At 60.9% G+C, this 19696-nt stretch carries 20 protein-coding genes; 9 read left to right on the forward strand and 11 right to left on the reverse strand.

Translation table 11 applies throughout. The annotated features are described in order from the left end of the window. The first annotated feature begins 21 nt into the window (after positions 1–21). Complete coding sequence (locus tag AB5Z05_RS18805; protein ID WP_368152714.1) at positions 22–225, forward strand: YheV family putative zinc ribbon protein; 204 nt, start codon at positions 22–24, stop codon at positions 223–225. A gap of 143 nt (positions 226–368) precedes the next feature. Next, positions 369–1040: a peptidylprolyl isomerase gene (gene slyD, locus AB5Z05_RS18810; RefSeq protein WP_005348264.1), complete on the forward strand. Its 672-nt coding sequence runs from the start codon at positions 369–371 to the stop codon at positions 1038–1040. A gap of 412 nt (positions 1041–1452) precedes the next feature. Here the strand turns inward: slyD and AB5Z05_RS18815 are convergent, their stop codons facing one another. After that, on the reverse strand, positions 1453–2313 hold the full coding sequence (locus AB5Z05_RS18815; RefSeq protein WP_005335275.1) for a Tim44 domain-containing protein: 861 nt from the start codon (positions 2311–2313) through the stop codon (positions 1453–1455). A gap of 363 nt (positions 2314–2676) precedes the next feature. On the opposite strand from AB5Z05_RS18815, the gene dnaB reads away from it, so the two are divergent. The 3 genes from dnaB (at position 2677) to AB5Z05_RS18830 (ending at position 5755) form a co-directional block, all read left to right on the forward strand. Further along, positions 2677–4071 (forward strand): replicative DNA helicase, encoded by a 1395-nt coding sequence (gene dnaB, locus AB5Z05_RS18820; RefSeq protein ID WP_026035132.1) that lies wholly within the window; start codon positions 2677–2679, stop codon positions 4069–4071. A 191-nt stretch (positions 4072–4262) separates the two neighbouring features. After that, positions 4263–5336 carry an alanine racemase gene (gene alr / locus AB5Z05_RS18825; protein ID WP_042060915.1) on the forward strand — a complete coding sequence of 358 codons (1074 nt, stop codon included), beginning with the start codon at positions 4263–4265 and terminating at the stop codon, positions 5334–5336. Next, positions 5336–5755, forward strand: coding sequence for a secondary thiamine-phosphate synthase enzyme YjbQ (locus AB5Z05_RS18830; RefSeq protein ID WP_236320795.1), 420 nt, complete (start codon positions 5336–5338; stop codon positions 5753–5755). The genes alr and AB5Z05_RS18830 overlap by 1 nt, the downstream gene beginning before the upstream one ends. A 119-nt stretch (positions 5756–5874) precedes the next feature. Here the strand turns inward: AB5Z05_RS18830 and pepE are convergent, their stop codons facing one another. From pepE to AB5Z05_RS18855, 5 genes are all read right to left on the reverse strand, one after another. Then, positions 5875–6600, reverse strand: coding sequence for a dipeptidase PepE (gene pepE, locus AB5Z05_RS18835; protein ID WP_368152718.1), 726 nt, complete (start codon positions 6598–6600; stop codon positions 5875–5877). Positions 6601–6833: 233 nt separating this feature from the next. After that, positions 6834–8204 carry an endonuclease/exonuclease/phosphatase family protein gene (locus tag AB5Z05_RS18840; protein ID WP_368152721.1) on the reverse strand — a complete coding sequence of 457 codons (1371 nt, stop codon included), beginning with the start codon at positions 8202–8204 and terminating at the stop codon, positions 6834–6836. A gap of 230 nt (positions 8205–8434) precedes the next feature. Next, entirely contained in the window at positions 8435–9247 is an 813-nt protein-coding gene (locus AB5Z05_RS18845) for a heme ABC transporter ATP-binding protein (RefSeq protein WP_193860125.1), read from the reverse strand. Between the two features lie 11 nt (positions 9248–9258). Then, a complete protein-coding gene (locus tag AB5Z05_RS18850; protein WP_368152724.1) occupies positions 9259–10302 on the reverse strand; it encodes a FecCD family ABC transporter permease in 1044 nt (347 codons plus the stop codon). Then, a complete protein-coding gene (locus tag AB5Z05_RS18855) occupies positions 10299–11150 on the reverse strand; it encodes a hemin ABC transporter substrate-binding protein (protein ID WP_368152727.1) in 852 nt (283 codons plus the stop codon). Before AB5Z05_RS18855 ends, AB5Z05_RS18850 begins: the two co-directional genes overlap by 4 nt. Before the next feature lie 170 nt (positions 11151–11320). On the opposite strand from AB5Z05_RS18855, the gene hutX reads away from it, so the two are divergent. Together hutX and hutZ are read left to right on the forward strand one after the other, a co-directional pair. After that, positions 11321–11833, forward strand: a complete 513-nt coding sequence (gene hutX / locus AB5Z05_RS18860) for a heme utilization cystosolic carrier protein HutX (protein WP_368152730.1) — start codon at positions 11321–11323, stop codon at positions 11831–11833. Next, positions 11830–12387, forward strand: coding sequence for a heme utilization protein HutZ (gene hutZ, locus AB5Z05_RS18865; RefSeq protein ID WP_005335257.1), 558 nt, complete (start codon positions 11830–11832; stop codon positions 12385–12387). The genes hutX and hutZ overlap by 4 nt, the downstream gene beginning before the upstream one ends. A gap of 87 nt (positions 12388–12474) precedes the next feature. Here hutZ and AB5Z05_RS18870 read toward each other — a convergent pair whose 3' ends face one another. Genes AB5Z05_RS18870 through AB5Z05_RS18880 form a run of 3 tightly spaced genes read right to left on the reverse strand, consistent with a single transcriptional unit; the run spans position 12475 to position 14447 of the window. Next, positions 12475–12858, reverse strand: coding sequence for a hypothetical protein (locus tag AB5Z05_RS18870; protein WP_368152732.1), 384 nt, complete (start codon positions 12856–12858; stop codon positions 12475–12477). Between the two features lie 37 nt (positions 12859–12895). Beyond that, complete coding sequence (locus AB5Z05_RS18875; protein ID WP_368152735.1) at positions 12896–13450, reverse strand: cysteine hydrolase family protein; 555 nt, start codon at positions 13448–13450, stop codon at positions 12896–12898. 25 nt (positions 13451–13475) lie between these two features. Continuing rightward, positions 13476–14447 (reverse strand): ChaN family lipoprotein, encoded by a 972-nt coding sequence (locus tag AB5Z05_RS18880; protein WP_288727740.1) that lies wholly within the window; start codon positions 14445–14447, stop codon positions 13476–13478. Between the two features lie 193 nt (positions 14448–14640). Here AB5Z05_RS18880 and AB5Z05_RS18885 point away from each other — a divergent pair, with 193 nt between their 5' ends. Together AB5Z05_RS18885 and AB5Z05_RS18890 are read left to right on the forward strand one after the other, a co-directional pair. Beyond that, complete coding sequence (locus AB5Z05_RS18885) at positions 14641–16746, forward strand: TonB-dependent hemoglobin/transferrin/lactoferrin family receptor (RefSeq protein WP_139442008.1); 2106 nt, start codon at positions 14641–14643, stop codon at positions 16744–16746. A gap of 290 nt (positions 16747–17036) precedes the next feature. Continuing rightward, entirely contained in the window at positions 17037–18191 is a 1155-nt protein-coding gene (locus tag AB5Z05_RS18890) for a 3-phenylpropionate MFS transporter (RefSeq protein ID WP_368152738.1), read from the forward strand. A 65-nt stretch (positions 18192–18256) separates the two neighbouring features. Here AB5Z05_RS18890 and AB5Z05_RS18895 read toward each other — a convergent pair whose 3' ends face one another. Further along, the gene (locus AB5Z05_RS18895; protein ID WP_368152740.1) at positions 18257–19474 is read right to left on the reverse strand and encodes a hypothetical protein; all 1218 of its coding nucleotides are present in this window, start codon (positions 19472–19474) and stop codon (positions 18257–18259) included. Positions 19475–19481: 7 nt separating this feature from the next. Then, positions 19482–19691: a helix-turn-helix transcriptional regulator gene (locus AB5Z05_RS18900; protein WP_005348179.1), complete on the reverse strand. Its 210-nt coding sequence runs from the start codon at positions 19689–19691 to the stop codon at positions 19482–19484. Positions 19692–19696: the final 5 nt, after the last annotated feature.

The raw sequence follows: 19696 nt of genomic DNA on the forward strand, positions 1-19696 counted from the left end.
TGCTGCCTGGAGGTAACAAATATGGAAACCAGACGTAAAAAACGCTTCATTGCCGGTGCGGTTTGCTCGGCGTGCGGCAAGTTGGACAACATGATGCTGTATCTGGAGCATGGAGTCGAGAAGGTGACCTGCGTCGCCTGTGGCGATACCCAGGTACAAACGCCTGCCGAGGTCGACAAGCAGACTCGCGAGGCGGAAGAGGTGATCGGGGTGTTTCGCCCCTGATAAGGCAACGGCGGGTGGAATGCGGGCCTTCTCGCTGACGCTGCTGCCGTTTTTTTCGTCACTCCGTGGCGCCGCACGCCATATGCGCGGCCCGCTTTTTAGGGTATTCTGAGCCCGTTTTTTTCTATCCGCAGGATCCTGACATGAAAGTAGCTCCTCTGAGCGTGGTTACGCTGGAATACACAGTCACCGACGAGCACGGTGAAGTCATCGACAGCACTGTCGGCAAAGAGCCGCTGGTCTATCTGCACGGCACCCGTTACCTGGTCTCAGGCCTGGAAGCCGAGCTGGAAGGTCGCGCGGTAGGTGAAGCCTTCGAAGTGACTCTGGCACCGAGCCAGGCCTACGGCGAATATGACGAGACACTGGTACAAGAAGTACCGGGCGAGCTGTTCGACGGCATGGAAGTCTCCGAAGGGGATACTTTTGTGGCTGAAACCGACGATGGCCACCGTCCGGTGACCGTGGTTGAAGTGTCTGAAGAGTTCGTCAAGGTAGATGGCAACCATCCGCTGGCTGGCGTGACTCTGGGCTTCAAGGTCGAGATCAAGGACGTGCGTGCCGCCACTGCCGAAGAGCTGGCTCACGGCCACGTTCACGGTGCCGGTGGTTGCGGTCACGATCACGGTCATGACCACGATCACGGCGGCTGCTGTGGCGGTCATGGTCACGACCACGATGAGGATCACGGCCAGGGCGGTTGCTGCGGTGGTGCTGGCCACGGTCACGATCATGGCCACGACCACGGTGACGACCATGGTCACGGCGGCTGCTGCGGTGGCGGCGGTTGTGGTGGCAAGGGCCATCACCACTGATCACGGCCATGCCGATGATAAGAAATCTGCCGTAGGAGTCATACCGAGCAATTAATGCTTATTAATTGCTCCTCCTTGGAGGATGAAATCCGAAGCCGGTTGTTCTGGCTTCGGATTTTTTATGTCTGTCAAATAGGCTCGCGGTTTTTCCCGAGCTAACAGGGCAGCTTATTTTTGGTTAATGCTAAACATTATTCCCTCTCGGTTCCGCGATGTGTTTTTGGCTCGGTGCGTAAACGGGGTACCAAATCGGTGTCTTCATCAGCACAATGTGACCAAGTTACTTCATGCCCCAACAGCTATAACGAGCCAGCGTCAGTCTCTATTTGGTCTCGTTGTGCCCATAAAAAAATAGCCAGTCAGGCTTAACTGACTGGCTATTGCCTAGTGACTAACTGATAGGCGCGAAGCCTTACAGCTGCTCGATACCGACGATATGCCAGGGGGCATTGTTCTTGGCCAGATCGCGCTCGAGGTGCCACACCTCTTTGATGTCTTCTTCGACCTGCTCCTGACGGTCCATGTAGCGGCCGCTGAAGCGCACGCTCACCTGGGCCCAGTCGCTGCCATAGTCAGCACGTACCAGCTGGGTGTCGACATACATTACTTCTGTGTGCTGGTCGCCAGTCAGTTCGGCGCGCTCGGCTTTGAGCTGCTCAAACAGCTCGGGGCTGACGTACTCGCGCACCTTTTCCAGATCGTTCTTGTTCCATGCCTCTTGCAGGGTGCGATAGTGATCACGGGCACCGGCCAGGAAGCTGTTCATGTCAAAGCCTGGCGGCAGGCGGAACGGCACGTCGCTGTCGGCAAAGCCGGTGGCTTGCGGTGCGCTGTTGCTCTGCTCAAATTGCTGCGGGGCCGCGGATTGCGGTGGCTGATAGCCCGCATAGGCCGCCTGTTGTGGCTGTGGCGTCGCGACCTTGCCCTTGCGCAGGGTACGGATCAGGAAGACGGCACCCAGCGCCAGCAGGGCGATCAGCAGGAAGTCCATTCCTTGCAGACCTTCAAAGGCACCGCTGCCCAGCAGGTAGGCAAACAGGCCGCCAGCCAGCAGGCCGCCCAGCAGGCCACCCATCATGCCGCTCTTTTTCGGCGGAGTCTGGGCATTCAGTGTCGGATTCTTGTTGTCGACCGGTTTGGCCGCAGGCTGGGCCGGCGCAGTTTTGTAACTTTTACCAAAGGATTTGCCGCCGCCAAATTTCTTGGCTTCGGCGTGAGGTGCCCCCAGGCCAATGGCCAGGATCACGGCAAACAGGGTCAGCATCTTTTTCATTTTGACTCTTTTCACTCTCGTCTGTGGGTGGGGCATGCTCCGCTTTGGCAAGCTCAGCAAGGCGCATGGCAGGCTGCCTGTCCCTAATTGTGTCGCAGCTTGTATTCATCAATATCACCTCTGGCATGAATTATTCATGAACGAGGTTGCCGCGATGCGGCGTCAAACAAGAGGAGTAAACCGGATGAAAAGCAGAAGATTGAGTCGCAAGGAGCGCAAAATGCGAAGCAAAATCAAAATGGTCAAGGTAGAGCAGACTCTGGTTTGGCCCTTTATGATGGTATGAGCCGCCAGATAGGGCTCGCCGTAGTTGGCTTTCTTTTGTAAAATTCCCGTCCCCTTCCCGCTGCGGTTTTTATGTGTATGGCAGAGCAAGTGACGGCGAAAAAAGACGCCAAGACACAACAGCTGAAAGTTCCTCCCCACTCTTTTGAGGCCGAACAGTCCGTACTGGGCGGCCTGATGCTGGATAACGATGCCTGGGATCGGGTTGCCGAACGGGTTATCGATCAGGATTTCTACAGCCGTCCGCACCGGTTGATCTTCCAGGCCATGACCCGCCTTTCCAACGCGGGAAACCCCATCGACCTCATTACCCTGCAGGAGGAGCTGGAGCGCTCCGAACAGCTGGAAGAGGCGGGCGGCTTCGCCTATCTGGTGGAGATCGCCAAGAACACCCCGAGTGCCGCCAACATCAACGCCTACGCCGAAATCGTGCGCGAGCGGGCGGTGGTACGGGAGATGATCTCGGTCGCCAACGAGATAGTCGAAGCGGGCTACGAGCCGCAAGGCCGTACCTCCGGCGATCTGCTGGATCTGGCCGAGAGCAAGGTATTCAAGATTGCCGAGCAGCGCACCAGCGCCAACGAGGGGCCCCAGCCCCTGAAGCTGATCCTCGAGCAGACCGTCGACAAGATTGAAGAGCTGTTCAAGACCCCGCACAACGGGGTGACTGGGGTATCGAGCGGTTACAACGATCTCGACAAGATGACCGCCGGTTTGCAGCGTTCGGACTTGATCATCGTGGCGGCCCGTCCCTCCATGGGCAAGACCACCTTTGCCATGAACCTCTGTGAGCATGCGGCCCTCACTGCCGACAAGCCGGTGCTTATCTTCTCGCTGGAGATGCCCTCCGAGCAGATCATCATGCGTATGCTCGCCTCGGTCGGTCGTATCGACCAGACCAAGGTGCGTACCGGTCAGCTCGACGACGAGGATTGGGCGCGTCTCTCCTCCACCATGGGATTGCTGCTCGAGAAGGGCAAAATGTATATCGATGACGCCTCCGGCCTCACCCCGACCGATGTGCGCTCCCGTGCCCGTCGGGTGGCGCGCGAGCATGGCGGCCTATCCATGATCATGGTGGACTACCTGCAGCTGATGCGGGTGCCGGCGCTCTCCGATAACCGGACCCTGGAGATCGGCGAGATCTCCCGCTCCCTCAAGGCCTTGGCGAAAGAGCTGCAGTGCCCGGTGGTGGCGCTTTCCCAGCTGAACCGAAGCCTGGAACAGCGGGCCGACAAGCGCCCGGTCAACTCGGATCTTCGTGAATCGGGCTCCATCGAGCAGGATGCGGATTTGATCATGTTTATCTATCGTGATGAGGTTTATCACGATGACAGCCCGGACAAGGGGATTGCCGAGATCATTATCGGCAAGCAGCGTAACGGCCCTATCGGAAGAGTGCGTCTCACCTTCCAGGGTCAGTTCTCCCGGTTCGACAACTACGCCGGTCCGGCGTTTGACGACGATTATTGATGTAAACCCAAGGTGATGGCGGTTTCGCCATTACCACGATTGCCCTGATCGATAGCCAGTCATTGGCTGCTGCTCAGGGCCTGTTTTCCCGGTTCGACAATTATGCCGGTCCGGCCTTCGACGACGATAAGTGAGTGGCGGTCTTCTGCCCGATGAGGGGGAGACCATTTGTGCCCTCGTAAGGGAAAACCATGAAAGCGGCTACTGCCCAAATCAACACTGCGGCCTTGCGCCACAACCTCGCCGTGGTCAAGCGCCACGCCCCCGCTTGCAAGATCATCGCTGTGGTCAAGGCCAACGCCTATGGCCACGGACTGCTGCCGGTCGCCCGCACCCTGGTGGATGCGGATGCCTATGCGGTGGCCCGAATCGAAGAGGCGCTGATGCTGCGCTCCTGCGCTGTGGTCAAGCCCATCGTGCTGCTGGAGGGCTTCTTCTCTGCCGACGATCTGCCGGTGCTGGCGGCCAACAACCTGCAGACGGCGGTTCACACCTGGGAGCAGCTCGAAGCGCTGGAGCAGGTCGAGCTGCCAGCGCCCGTGGTGGCCTGGCTCAAGCTCGACACCGGCATGCACCGTCTCGGGGTGCGTGCCGACGAGATGCCCGCCTTTATCGAACGACTCGGCAAGTGCAAGAACGTGGTGCAGCCGTTCAACATCATGACCCACTTCAGCCGCTCCGATGAGCTGGAGCAGCCCACTACCCGCGAGCAGATCGATCTCTTTAGTCGCCTGACGGCGCCGCTGGCGGGCGAGCGGGCCATGGCCAACTCGGCGGGCATTCTGGCCTGGCCAGACTCCCACTGCGACTGGGTTCGCCCCGGTGTCATCCTCTATGGCGTGTCGCCCTTCCCCAACACGGTGGCGGCCGATTACGACCTGCAGCCGGTGATGACCTTGAAGACCCAGCTGATTGCGGTGCGGGATCACAAAGCGGGCGAGCCGGTGGGCTATGGCGCCAACTGGGTGTCGGATCGCGATACTCGGCTCGGGGTGATCGCCATCGGCTACGGTGACGGCTATCCGCGCATGGCGCCCAATGGCACTTCCGTGCTGATCAACGGCCGCATCGTGCCGCTGGTGGGGCGTGTCTCCATGGATATGAGCACCGTCGATCTGGGCCCAGGCGCGACCGACAAGCCCGGCGACGAGGCGGTGCTGTGGGGCGAGGGGCTGCCGGTGGAGCGGGTGGCCGACGAGATTGGCACTATCCCCTACGAGCTCATCACCAAACTCACCTCCCGCGTCTTTATGGAGTACGTCTGATGTGGCAGCAGTGCCTGCTGACTCTGAAGCCCCGTTCGCGGGGCTTTCATCTGGTTACCGACGAGCTGGTGGCCAAGCTGCCGATGCTGGCGGATTACCGGATCGGCATGGTCCACCTGCTACTGCAACACACCTCCGCCTCGCTCACCCTCAACGAGAATTGCGACCCCAGCGTGCGCAGCGATATGGAGGCCCATCTGCACCGGCTGGCGCCGGAGGATGCCCCCTACTATCGCCACACCTATGAGGGGGCGGATGACATGCCCGCCCATATCAAATCCTCCCTGCTCGGGGTGAGCCTGCAACTGCCGATCCGTGATGGTCAGTTGGCGCTCGGCACCTGGCAGGGGATCTGGCTTGGCGAGCATCGTGTCGATGGCGGTGCCCGCAAGGTGCTGGTGACCCTGCAGGGTGAGTAATCAGGCTGCAACCAGCTGAAAGATGACGATAAAAAGAGGGATGGCATTGAGCCATCCCTCTTTTGTTTTTACGATTTCGCGAGCTATCCGCCTGCCAGTAGTGAAGCGCTCTGCTTGGCTCAGGCGACCTTGAAGGGGGTCAGCTCGGCCAGCGGGGCGGCGTCCATAAAGGCTTGCGGCTCCTGGCCATGTTTGAAGATCTTGAAGTCCTGCTCGCGGGCGCTCCAGTACTCAACGGTATCGCCGCTGATCTGCAGCAGGCTCGCTTCGCGCAGAGCCACCACATATTCGCTCGGGTTGATGGCGCAGAACTCGGCCAGACGCTCGTCGCGGGTTTCACCCATGTGGCCGCTGATGCTGGCATCCAGATAGTGCGGGTTGATCTGCAGCGGGAACAGGCCCAGCGCGGGCAGCACGGCGGCGTTGCAGACCGGCATGTCGTTGGTGGTGCGGATGCTCGGGGTCGCCACGTTGCAACCGGCGCTCCAGCCTACATAGGGGACGCCCCGTTCGCGCACGGCACGCTGGATCGGCACGATCAGGCCGTTTTCATGCAACATCTGGTTGAGGCGCCAGGTGTTGCCGCCACTGATAAAGATGGCATCGGCCTGATTGACGGCCTCGACCGGATCATCGAAGTGGTGAATGCTGATGGTCTCGAGCCCGAGGCTCTCGGTAAGTTCGTTGGCGCGGGCATCCCAGTCGCTGCGGATCACCGCGTAGGGGATGAGCAGGATGCGCTTGACCTGTTTGCGCGCGAGCAGGCTTTGAACCCGATCGCGGGCCCAGCCGAGCAGACCCGGAAATTCGTTGGCTTTACCGTTGCTAAGCAGAAGCAGTTCCATCAAATCGTTCCTCAAAAAGTGAAAGCGGAGGAGGGAGGGCCACCGGATCCGCCGTGCGGCCGGATGGCAAGAGAAGGCATGCTACCACCATTGGCGCGGCGGTTCTGTGATCGGGGGGCCTATTCAACCGCTATGGATGAGTGATGCCATGCCAAGCGGTGGATTAATGAGCCGTGGTCAGCTCGCCACCCATTGCCAATAAAAGACCCCGCCGCAGCGGGGTCATGGCAGAGTTAGTCGAGTTTGAGATCGACCCACACCATGCGGTGATCCGAACTGACTCCCTTGGCGATGCCGAGTTTCGCATCATAGACCAGGTGATAACCGGCCTCGAAGCTGGCAGGCCAGAAGACGCCGCTCTTGACCGCGTTGAGGTTGGCGGAGGGGATGACGTGATCCAGCTGCAGCACGCTGCTGTTGGTGATGCGTTCCGGGTTGGGGCGATTGAGGTTGCGTTTGCAGTCGGCCCCCTTGCTGACACACTCCGGGCCCCCCTCGCTGACCGGGATCAGGGTGCCATTGGTGATGGCCTGATTCATCAGCGGGTTGTTTAGCAGATCCTGAATGGCGGTCAGGTCGCCGTCACCGGTGAGCGGATCGGCGTTGAGATCGCCGGCGATGACGAACTTGGCGTTTTTGGCCAGCCCACCCTTGGAGCCCTTGTCATCGGTCATGTAGTCGAGACCCTTGACGTAATCATTCCAGAAGGCGATCTCGGCGCGGTTGTGCTTGACGGTGTGACGCGCCGCGTTGGCAAAGATTGGCGGGGTCGGGTGGGAGATCAGGAAGTGGATCACCTCTTCACCCTTCTCGGTCTTGATGCGTACCGGCACATCGGCGTGGTTCTTGGAGGAGAGCGGGTACTGCTGCCACACCTCATCTGAATACCAGGCATCGCCGCATTCACGATATGGGTTTTTGACCCCGTTCTTGTCGAACAGCTTGTTGCAGTCATCGATGATGGGGTTCTTCTCGCCCGGCATATCCTTCCACTTGAAGTGCTGGAAGGTACGTATCTGCTTGGTGTCGATAGGATATTGGGACATCACCGCAAAGGCGTACTGGCCGTGGTAGTTGCCAAAGCCCCAGGCATCGTCGGGGCCGCTGTTGACCTTGCCATCCAGATTGAGGTCATAACCGCTCATCAGGCCGGTGTTGGTGGCGAAATTCTGCATCACCGGATAGCTGATGGCCGTCACCTCTGCGTGCTGGGCGTGGGCCAGATAGTTGTCGTTGAAGGCTTTCAGATCGGCGGTGCTCTCGCCTTTGCCGTCGTTGTCGAACTCGTTGAGCAGGAACACATCCGGGCGGGTGCGCTGGATGATCTCCGCCACGTTGCGGATCTGCTGCACGTTCTTGGCTTTGGTTTCAGTGGCGCCGCTCAGGCTCCCTTCGGCGAGGCGGGCCAGCAGGGCATCCTGCTCGGTGCGGGTCAGCGCCAGCTCACCGGTCAGCATACCGGCGGCAGTGCGGTCAAAAGAGAGGTTGAAGGTGGCAAAACGAACCATGGGATCAGCTGCCTTTGAGTCGTTGTCGCTGTTGCAGCCAGCCAGCATCCCGAGGGAGATGGCGGCAGCCAGTAGGGTCTTGTTGATATTCTTCATTGTAATTATTCCGTAGCATCAATGAGTTATGCCTTCTGTGAGGCGGCGCCATTATAAGTAGACGGAGATGCTGCGGGGATTTTGCCTGAGCAAAGTGTGAGGATATTCACACCACATATCTGGCGATGATGAATGTTAGCAGGGCGATATGGGGTGTGAAAAACCGGTTTATACGCTGCAGTTTCCGGGATGAATGGCGTATTTCCTGCCGTTACCGCACTCTGAATTTGTCACACCACCATCGGCAGGCCGCTCTCGGGGTGGTGGATCACCTGTGCCGGATAGTCATAGAGACGGGCGATCAGCTCAGGGGTCAGCACTTCGGCAGGTGTGCCATCGGCCATCAGCTTGCCCCGCTCCAGCATCACCAGCCGATCGGCATAGCGCGCCGCCAGATTGAGGTCGTGCAGCACCACCAGCACCGCAGTATTGCGGCTGGCGAGGGCGCGTGCCATGGTGAGCAGCTGATGCTGGTATTTCAGATCCAGCGCCGAGGTGGGCTCGTCGAGCAGTAGCAGGCGGGGTTGCTCGGCCTGCTCGGTCGGGGAGGGGGCTTGCCAGATCTGCGCCAGCACCCGGGCAAACTGCACCCGCTGCCGCTCGCCGCCAGAGAGCCCGGGATAGAGCCGCTTGGCCAGATGCTCGACCCCGGCATGAGTCATGGCCGCCGCCACTATCTCGTCGCGCCGTGCCGCCGGTTCACTGTGGGGCAAGCGCCCCATGGCGACCACTTCGTGGCAGAGAAAGGGGAAGTTGAGGGAGGAGCTTTGCGGCAATACCCCGAGCCGGTGGGCCAGCTGGCTGCTGTCCCACTGCTGGCGATCCGCGCCAAACAGGGTGATGGAACCCTCATATTCCAGCTCGCCGGTCAGGCACTTGAGCAGCGAGCTCTTGCCCGCCCCGTTGGGGCCGAGCAGCGCGGTGAGGGTGCCGCTCTCGAGACTAAGATCGAGCCCATCCAGGACCTGGCGCTGGCCACGGCGCAGGCTGAGTCGGCTGCAGCTCAACAGGGGGGAGGAGAGTGAGGATGAGAGTGGTTGCATAACAGTCCGTATCACAGGGCGCGGCGGCCTTTTACCAGCAGCCAGATGAAGAAGGGGGCGCCGAGCAGAGCGGTGATGATGCCCACCGGCAGCTCGGCCGGGGCCAGCAGGGTGCGTGCCAGCATATCGGCTGCCAGCAGCAGGGCGGCGCCAAGCAGGGCCGAGAGCGGCAGCAACCTGACATGGTTGGGGCCTGCCAGCAGGCGCACCAGATGGGGCACTACCAGCCCGACGAAGCCGATCATCCCCGATACCGCCACCGCCACCCCGACGCCCGCTGCGGTGAGCAGAATCAGGCGGCGCTTGAGGGATTGCACATTGACTCCCAGATGACGAGCCTCTCCTTCCCCCAGCAGCAGGGCGTTGAGGGGATTGGCATCGCGCATAAAGAGCCACAGCAGGGCCGCCAGGGTGAGCAGGGCCAGCGCCACATCGGCCGGTTTGCCTGCCGCCAGCGTTCCCATCTGCCACAGGCTCAGGTTGCGCAGCATCTGATCGTCCGCCAGATAGGTGAGCAGGCCGATCACTGCACCGGAGAGCGCAGTGATGGCGACCCCGGCCAGCAGCATGACGGTGACCGAGGTGCCGCCCTCACGGGTGCCGAGCAGATAGACCAGAGTGGTGGTGAGAGCGCCGCCGAGAAAGGCGAGCAGCGGCAGCAAACCAACCCCGATGGTGGCTTGCAGCTGCTGGCCATATTGTGGTGCAAGAGGGGCCAGCAGCACGATGGCGAGCGCCGCACCGAGTGCCGCACCGCCGGAGACACCTATGATGCCGGGGTCAGCCAGGGGGTTGCGAAACAGCCCCTGCATCACGGCGCCACAGAGCCCGAGGATCCCCCCCACTGCGATGCAGAGCAGGGTACGCGGCAGGCGAATTTCCTGCACGATCAGCTGCTTGTGCGACTCTATCCCGCTCTCCTGTCCGGCAAACAGCGCCCGTAGACTCTCGCCCAGGGTGAGGGTCATGGGGCCGGTTGCCAGCGAACCGAGCAGCAACAGTGCCAGTGCGGCCGTGGTAAAGGCCAGCAGCCAGGAGAGGGGTAACCGCATCATGACCCCTGTTTGATCCACTGGGCGATCTGGTTCGCCTGTTGCAGGGAGTTGAGGCTCAGGCCCCCTTGCAGGGCGTGGCCGTCGATGGCGTGAATGGCGTTACGCTTGCCAGCCGGGGTAGCCGCCAGGGCGGGCACTTCGGCCAGCACCTTGGCCGGGTCGGCATATTGCTGCCAGTCACGACCGCTGACCAGCACCAGATCGGGCTGCATCTCGATGAGGGATTCGGCGGATACCGGCTTGTAGTTGCGCAACTCGGCGACCGGATTGATGCCGCCCGCCAGCGAGACTAGCGCGCTGGCGGTGGTGTCACCCCCGGCGATGCTGGTGGGTTGCCCCTTGTGCAGCAGCAGGAAGGCGACCTTGAGCGGTTTGTTCTGTTTGGCTTGCGCCGCCAGCTGATCGGTCTGGGCCTGGATCTCTGCCTTCAGGCGATCGCCAGCGGCTTTGTCGCCCAGCAGGCTGGAGAGGGTGTCGATACGCTGGTTGAGGTTGGCGAGGGTCGGCGCGGTATCCAGCACTTCCACCTTGACCCCGGCACGACGCAGCTGATCCAGGGTCGGGGCCGGGCCCATCTCGTCGCTGCCCACCAGTCGGGTGGGGGAGAGGCTCAGGATCCCTTCGGCGGCCAGCGCCCGGTGATAACCCACCTTGGGCAACCCTTTTGGCAAGGGGCTGCTGACATCGGTGGCGATCAGGCTCGATTCACCGCCAAGGGCCAGAATGAGTTCTGTGGTGGCGGGGCCGATACTGACGATACGCTCTTTCTGTCCGTCGGCGGCAACGGTAGAGAAGGGAGAGAGTGAACTGCAGAGCAGGGTGATGGCGAGGGCAAGACGACGGCCCATGCTAACCTCCGAAGGGGTGAATGAAACGGGTGTGCCGCCGAGAATATCAAGGCTTTGGAAAAAATGCACTGATAATGATAGCAATTATCAATTGCATTGGTTTCGGTGCTTTATTAGAGTAGCCGCCATGATAAACAGCGGGACAGTATGGTCCCGCAGAGGGAGAAAACATGAGCATTGCACAACGCATTCACGCGCTGCTGGAGCAGGATCCCGGCGTTCATCCGTCCACCCTGGCGGCCCAGCTTGCCATCAGCGAATGGGAGGTGGTTCGCCATCTGCCCGCCGAGCTGGTGACCCTGTTGCCCGCCGATCGCGCACAAGGTCTGCTGGAAGATCTGGCCGACTGGGGCCCGGTGACCACCATCGTCGAATCAGAAGGTTCCATCTTCGAGGTAAAAGCCCCCTTCCCGAAAGGCAAGGACGCACGCGGCTACTACAACCTGATGGGCCGCGACGGTGAGCTGCATGGTCATCTCAAGCTCGACAACGTGGCGGGGATTGCGCTGGTCAGCAAGCTGTTCATGGGCAAGGAGGGGCACTCCTTCCAGTTCTTCGGTCACTCCGGCCGCTGCATTTTCAAGGTCTATCTGGGTCGCGACGAGAAACGCCAGTTGCTGGACGATCAGGTCACCCGTTTTATGGCGCTGCGCCACAACTCTCAAGAGGAAGTCAAAGCATGAGTGAACGTCAGGAGCGTCTGCAGAACCGCCTGCAACCGGAGATCCGCGAGTTTCGCGACAGCTGCCGCACCCTGCAGCTCGCCACCGTCGATGGCGAAGGCAATCCCAACGCCAGCTATGCCCCGTTCGTGCTGCAGGAAGATGGCTACTATGTGCTGATCTCCGAGATCGCCCGCCACGCCCGCAACTTGCAACAGGTGCCGCGGGTATCCCTGATGCTGATCGAGGATGAGAGCGGTGCCCGCGAGCTGTTTGCCCGCAAGCGCTTGACCTTCGATGCGGTGGCTGAAGTGGTGGCCCGTGACGACGCTCGCTGGAGCAAGGCGGTGGCGGCGCTGGAGGGGCGTTTTGGCGAGATCATCAAGGGTCTCTCCAACCTCAAGGATTTCAAACTGTTCCGCCTCAAGCCGGAGCAGGGGCTGTTCGTCAAGGGCTTCGGCCAGGCGTTCGCAGTCTCCGGTGACGAGCTGGTGGATTTCGTCCATCTGGTGGAAGGGCACAAGCGCATCGACAACGGTGCCGAGCTCACCAGCCCGGCCGATGCGCCGGTCTGACGATCCCTGTCGACCACGACAGCCGTCATAACAAAACGGGCAGCCACTGGGCTGCCCGTTTTTATTGCGTTATCTCATCAGGCCTGATCAATCCTGCCAGCTGGCCTTGTTGGGAAAAGCGCGACGATCGGCGTCGGTGGCCGTTTCGTTGCACTCGCCCCGTACCTTCCAGGAGGTCTGGCTCAGCACTATGTAGCCCTGGCGGCAATACTGCTTGGTCGCCAGGGTCTCGGTCAGCAGATTCTCCTGCAACGCCTCCCGCTGTTCCAGCAGCCGTTGGCTCTGGGCTGCCGAGAGGCCGCGTGGCAAGGTGTCGTTGGGCGAGGCTTCAAAGGTGAAACGCTTGCTCCCCTCTTCGTTGATGTGGGTCAGAAAAAGAGGTTCCGGCCCGTCATACTTCTGTCCGGGCAAGCTGGAGCAGGCCGACAGCAGGGGAACAATCAACAACAGGGTGGCAGACAACAGGCGCACGACAGACTCCAGTGAGAAACGAGGCGAGGCTCGCAGATTAGCACGGCTGCAGTGCGGGTGTTACTGCCAGCAGCTCGTCGGTGGTGAGCAGGGTCACACTGCGCCCCTCCGGCAGGCTGAGGTGGCGCCACATCCAGTGATGGTGCTCGGTGATCTGGGCCGCGCTCAGGTGGGGGCGATCGGCGGTGGTGTGACCATCGCTCAACACCAGCACCTCGTACCCATGGGAGGCCGCACTGCGCACCGTGGTATCGACGCAAAAATCGGTGGCGCAGCCACAGAGGATCAGTCGATCGACCGGCTGCTCGGCCAGCAGGAAGGCAAGCTCGGTATCGAGAAAGCTGTCACAGGCCGTCTTGCGCACCCGGCTATCTCCCTTGGCCGGTTGCAGCGCACTGTGCAACTGCCAACCCGGGGTGCCCGGTTCCAGTTCGGTGCCGGGGGGCGAGTCATGCTGGATATAGATGACCCGTCCCTGTTGCAGCCTGACATGGGCCGCAGCTCGATTGATATTGGCCAGCACCTGCTCCTGGCGGTAACGGGGCTCGTTGAACAAGCCTTGCTGCACATCGATGATCAGTAACACATCCATATTTTACCCGCCGTTTCCTGGAAGATTAGGGTTGCAGCCACTGGCTGCAGTCACGACTGCGGGATTGATGCAGCGCGCCCATATCTTGCTTCATCTCGTCACTGTTTTGCCAGCGCTTAGGCAGCGGCATGATGGTTACCTGCACATCGGCTGCGCGATCTGCAACAGAGGTCTCATCTGTACGGGGCACGACCAGCGCTACCTTGAGGGCAGGATTGCGGCTGGCGATGCGACTGGCGAGCCCAAGCCCCCCCTCGACGTGGAAATTGCCGGCGATATGCATGATCTGCTGGCCCGGGTGCTTGGCGAGATAATCCACCATGCTCTCGGCCATGGTGTCATCCCAACTGGTCTGAGCGGCGAAGCGGCGGGCGTTGCTGTCGGCATCGCCGTGGTGCATGGAAGCCATAAATTTCTGGCGATAGGGATCATCCCCCAGCGTCAGTTGGCGGGCCAGCTGGCTGCGGCGCGACGCGGGCAGTTTGTCGAGCCACTCAGCCCCCTCCTGACCGACACAGCTCACCAGCGGCTTGGGGGCGTTGGCGGCGATCACCGGCATCTGGTGCGCTTTGGCAAACTCCACCAGCGGGCGATAGTCGCTCGGGTAGTTGGGCCAGGCGTTGCCTTCGCGGATCAAGGCCGCTTCACCAATCTGGTTCGCCAGATAGGCATCCAGCGTCTTCTGATCGGCGCGGCTGAACTGCTCCATGGAGAGGGCCAATGGCCGACCGTGCTGCTGACCTGCGGTGTAGAGCCCGCTCAGCAGGCGCGATTGCAACAGATGCACGGCGGGATGGCTGTGCAGCTCACCCACCAGAATGATGTCGGCGTCGGCAATGCGCGCGATTGCTTGCTCCAGCGTCAGGTCTGCGTCTCCCTCGCTGCTTAGCCGGTAGTCATAGAGCGTCTGCAACTGTGATGACTGGGTCGGTTGGGTGGGGGTGGCACAGGCTGCCAGCAGCAGCGGCAGGGCGAGCAGGGGAAGTCGTCTAATCATGGGATCTCACGGCTGATATGCCCGGATGCCGGTGCATCTCGGGGGGCTAATAGAGAATAAGGGCAACACAGGGCGACAGTGTAAAACCAATTTGGTTCAAAACAAATGAGAATGATTTCGTTTCTTGTTGATCTTTGTCGAGAGCCGGGTAATATGCGGCCTGTTTGATAACAGTTCTCAATAAGGATTCGCTGTGACCCATCATAACGCACTCTCTCTGGTTGCCCTCGCCGTGGCGGCCGGTCTCTCCTCCCAGGTCTTTGCTGCCACCCAGAAGGCGGATGAAGTCGTGGTCGTCAGCGGCTCACGGATGGAGCAAAAACTGGAAGATGTCTCCGGCCCCATCTCGGTGATCACCGCCAAGCAGATTGAAGAGCAGGTCGTCACCAACGTCGCCGACCTGTTCCGCTACGAACCCGGTGTGACCGTGCTCGGCGGTCAGGGTGATGCGCAGACCTTCATCATCCGCGGCATGGGGGAAAACCGGGTCAAGGTGGTGCGCGACGGTGTGCGCCAGAACGATGCCTATAGCAAGGGCGGGGTTGGCCAGAGCTACTTCGATACCGACATGATTAAGCAGGTAGAAGTGGCCAAGGGGCCGGCGTCTGCCGCCTACGGCTCCGATGCGCTGGGTGGCGTAATTGCCATCACCACCAAGGATGCCAGCGATTTCCTCAAGGGCAAGGATAGTTATTTGGATGTGACCAGCGGTTACGCCTCCAGCAGCCACCAGAAGATGGCGGGCTTTACCGGCGCCCTGCGCACTGGTGAAGTGGAGAACCTGCTGCGCTACACCTGGCGCGATGGCGGTGTGACCCAGAATTTCGACTCCACCAAGAACGACTTCGATATCGGTACCCACGCCCTGCTGCTCAAGAGCAAGTGGAACCTCTCCGATGAGCAGTTCCTCAAGCTGACCGTTGACTACCTGACCGATGGCGAGGAGCCGGATGCGGTCAAGCTCAACAAGGTCGGTACCGGCACTGCCCGTGTCTTTGATCAGCCCATCACCGACAAGCAGACCGACAACCTCTCAGTGGTGCTGGATCACGGCATCGCGCTGAATCAAGGCTGGGCCGATCGGATGGATAGCAAGGTTTACTTCGCCCGCACCAAGCAGACGCTGGATCAGTACGCCTCATCCAAGTATCCGGTCAGCCCCGGCAACCCCTATGTGACCAAAAACTCGCTGGATCACAACGTGTTCGATCAGAAGAACATCGGCGCCCAGCTGCAGTTCCACAAGGCGGTCGCCAACCATCGCCTGGCCTGGGGGGCTGAATACGAGCACACCGACAACGAACGTACCCGTTACAAGGGGCCGACGACACCCGGTGATTTTGTCGGCTACAACGAGCTGAGCTTCCCGGCTACCACCAGCGAGCGCAGCGCCCTGTGGGCCTTTGACGAGATCAAGTTTGGCGAGCGCTGGGTACTGACCCCGGGTGCCCGTTATGACTACTACCGGATGACCCCGGACAACGATCCGGCCTACACAGGCGACAAGCTGCACAAGTTCTCCGAAGGGGAGTTGTCACCCAAGCTGGGTCTGGTGTTCAAGGCCCACGAGGCGGCCAACCTGTTCGCCCAGTACAGCCACGGTTTCAAGGCCCCCATGTATGACAGCGCCTTCTCCACCCTGAACCATCAGGCGTACGGCTATCGCATCGAGCCCAACCCGAACCTCAATCCGGAGAGCAGCGACGGCATCGATCTTGGCGTACGTGGCAGCAGCAACGGTTTCAGCTATGAAGTAGCCAGCTTCTACAACAAGTTTGAAGACTTCATCGAGATGGTGGAAGTGGGCAAAGAGGGGAGAACCGCCGTCTACCAGTACCAGAACCTGAGCAAGGCGACCACCAAAGGGGTCGAAGCCAAGGCGGATTACTGGCTCAACGACATCGTCAATGTCTGGGGCAACCTTGCTTACATCGAAGGCAAGGATGGGGATGGCAACTACATCAACAGCCTTAGCCCGCTGAACGGCTCCGTCGGTGTGCGTCTGGAACAGTCCCAATGGAACTTCAACACCGCGCTGCGCTTTGCTGACGACATGGACAAAGTCCGTAAAGACAGCAAAGGCAACGATTACGTGAAGAGCGCCGGTTGGGGTGTGGTGGATATGTACGCCCAGTTCAACCCGATGACCGACCTGCAGCTCAACGTCGGGGTCTTCAACCTGTTTGACAAGGAGTACACCAGCTACGAGCGCATCGCCGGTCGTGCTGAGGGCTCCGATAACAGCATGATGACCGAACCGGGCCGCAACCTGAGTGCACGGGTCAAATACGTATTCTAAAGAGCAAACAACAGACGCAGATGATTAAAGGGGCTTCGGCCCCTTTTTTGTCGCCGCCATGTTGTGACGATGGAGCAGAGCAGATGTTTGCCTAAAAAAAGAAACCCGCCATGGGCGGGTGGAAGGATTGCAACACTAACCAGGAGGAGGTGTTACCAAGTAGACCCCACCTCTTCGGTAATAGTTCAATTTTATTGAAGTTTTTTCGATTTCTTCGCGGGGTTTCCATCGGGATCTGCGGGGGAGGATGGGTTATCATTCTGCTCCCGTCATCCGGTTGCAGAGGATCTATGCCCGCGTTTTCCTGGTTAGCGCTCTTTTTCGGCGCCTTCTATTTTGTCTACGGTGCTTACTTGCCGTTCTGGTCGCTCTGGCTGGAGGGGGTGGGCGTCAGTGCCGAGATGATAGGTCTGCTGCTGGGGGCGGGGATGGCGATCCGCTTTGCCGGCAACCTGATGGTGATGGGGCAGATCAAGGGGGCGGGCCATCTGCTGCCGGTTACCCGGTTGCTCTCCCTGCTCAGTCTGCTGGCGTTTCTCGGCTTCTATCTCAGTCATAACCTCTGGTGGCTGGTGGGTTTGACCCTGCTGGCGAACTTTATCTATCCGACCCTGATGCCAGTGGGGGAGGCGCTGGCGACCCGCATGGTGGTGCAGGCGCACCTCGATTACGGCAAGGTGCGGCTGTGCGGCTCCTTTGCCTTTATCGTCGCCTCTACCCTGGTGGGGGCGCTGGTGGGCAACTTCGGTAGTGACTGGATTTTGCACACCATGGTGGCGGGGTTGGCGCTGATGCTGCTGCTCAGCTGGCTGCCGCTCTATCCGGCGCCACAGGATAGTCAGGGCGAGCGCGCCAAGGCGTCCTTGCTGGCAACCCTGCGCAGCGCGCCGGTGCGTCGCTTCCTGCTGCTGACCGCTCTGCTGCAGGGGAGCCACGCCGCCTATTACGGTTTCAGTGCCATCTACTGGAAGGCGCAAGGGTATAGCGGCACCATCATCGGTTACCTATGGGCGATCGGGGTGGTGGCCGAGATCTGCATGTTCGCCGCCGACAAGCGTTTCTTGCAGCGCTTTGGCGCGCAGAGCCTCTTTATTGCAGGTGCCATCGGTTGCGTGGTGCGCTGGGTATTGCTGGGGGCTTCGACCGAGCTGTGGGTACTGGTGCTGGGGCAATTGCTCCACTCGGTGACGTTTGGCATGAGCCATCTGGGGGCGGTGCGCTTCATGACTCGCCAGTTGCCCGCCGAGCAGTTGATCCCGACCCAGGCGCTCTATGCGGCCCTTGGCCTCGGCATGACGGTGGCGGCCCTGATGGCTGTCTGTGGCGTGCTGTTCGAGCCTCTCGGCGGCGGCATCTTCTTCCTGATGGTGCTGGTGGTCTTGCCGGTCTTCTTCCTGCGGCTGCGCCCCTTTGCGCCGTCTGCGCAGGAGAGGGCTCCGGCCTGATTGAATCATCACCTAACAAAAGGGAGAGCCACTGCTCTCCCTTTTTCGTTGTCGCGGTTGCGCTGTTACTGCTGCTCGCCCAGATAGAGGCGGCTGAGGCGGCGCCAGGTATCCGAGCCGATGGTGCCAGCAAGCAGCTCATTGGATGCAGCATCAAAGCGGCCATCCGGCAGCCAGCCCAGTTGGGGCAGCAGTTGCGCCAGCGTCACGTCATTGTGTTGCAACTCCCGCTCCAGCGCTTCCCAGAAGGCGCTCCCCTTGACGTAAAAGAGCGGGTAGTAGGAGCGATCGCCCGCCAGCACCTCGCGAGCTGCCCGATAGAGGCCGCTCTCGCTATGGGGCAGCTGTTTGCCCCGCTCGGCCAGCTCGTTGACCGCCGTGACTTGATGCAGCCGAAAGCGGCGCAGCGCTTTGATGGCAAGGTACTCGGCGAGGCTCTCGTTGACCCAGGTGGGTTGTGGAGCAGAGTGGCGAGCGCTGAGGATATGCACCGCCTCGTGGGCCGAGGTGCGCAGCAGGCGCAAGGGGGCCTGTGGCGTCGGCTTGCCAGCCTCGGTGGGGTAGTTGGCGACAAACACCTGATTTCCGGCGGCGCCGCCGAGGGAGCGGGTCGCCACATCCCGCCCCAGCCACACCAGTTGCCATGGATGAGCGGGCGGATCCACATCGAGCTGGAAGGCCAGATAGTCGATGATCTCATTCAGTTGCTGCTGCAAGGCCGGCAGATCGAGCTGGTTGGCGGTCTCGTCATGGCTCAGCACCAGCCGCGGATCCGGCTTGGTGACGGGCTCTGTGTCCAGACCAAACGGCAGGATCAGCGGCGGTTGGTTGACATCCGGCAGCGGTTGGCAGCTGCCATCCGGCAGACAGACCTCCCCTCGGTGGTTCCCCATCTGGCGCACAAAGTTACCCCATTCGGTCAATAGCCACTGGTTGGGAGCGAACAGCAGCGACTGTTGGGCCGAGGCATCCGCACCCTCTGCCAGAGCCGGTGTGAGCGTGATCTGCCAGCCGATCTCCTTGCAGGAGAAGGGCTGGTTGAGGGCAACCGGCCGGTTGTCTGCAAGGCAGACCAGCGCGGGGGAAACCGGCGTGGCACTGCCCGGCAACTGACGAGCGGGGAGCAGGGTAAAGGGAGGTTTGCCCTGCATAGTGAGGCGCACTTGCAGCACATTGGCGCTGGCGCCCTGCTCGATATGGTAGCGGGGGCCGTTCGCGTCATTGCCAGCGCAGGCCCACAGCGGCAGCAGCCACAGGGCAAACAGGGTGATATGACGACTCATAAGGGGGTTAGCGCTCCTGCTCGTAGCCCAGCAGATCGCCGGGCTGGCAATTGAGTTCACGGCAGATGGCCTCCAGGGTGGAGAAGCGCACCGCCTTGGCGTGGCCATTCTTGAGGATCGAGAGGTTGGCCTCGGTGATGTCGATGCGCTGGGCCAGCTCGCGGGCGGTCATTTTGCGCTCTGCCAGCAGGGCATCGAGGCGGATGATAATGGGCATACGTT

The organism is Aeromonas sp. R2-4, from assembly GCF_040908365.1.
Taxonomy (GTDB): Bacteria; Pseudomonadota; Gammaproteobacteria; order Enterobacterales; family Aeromonadaceae; genus Aeromonas; species Aeromonas veronii.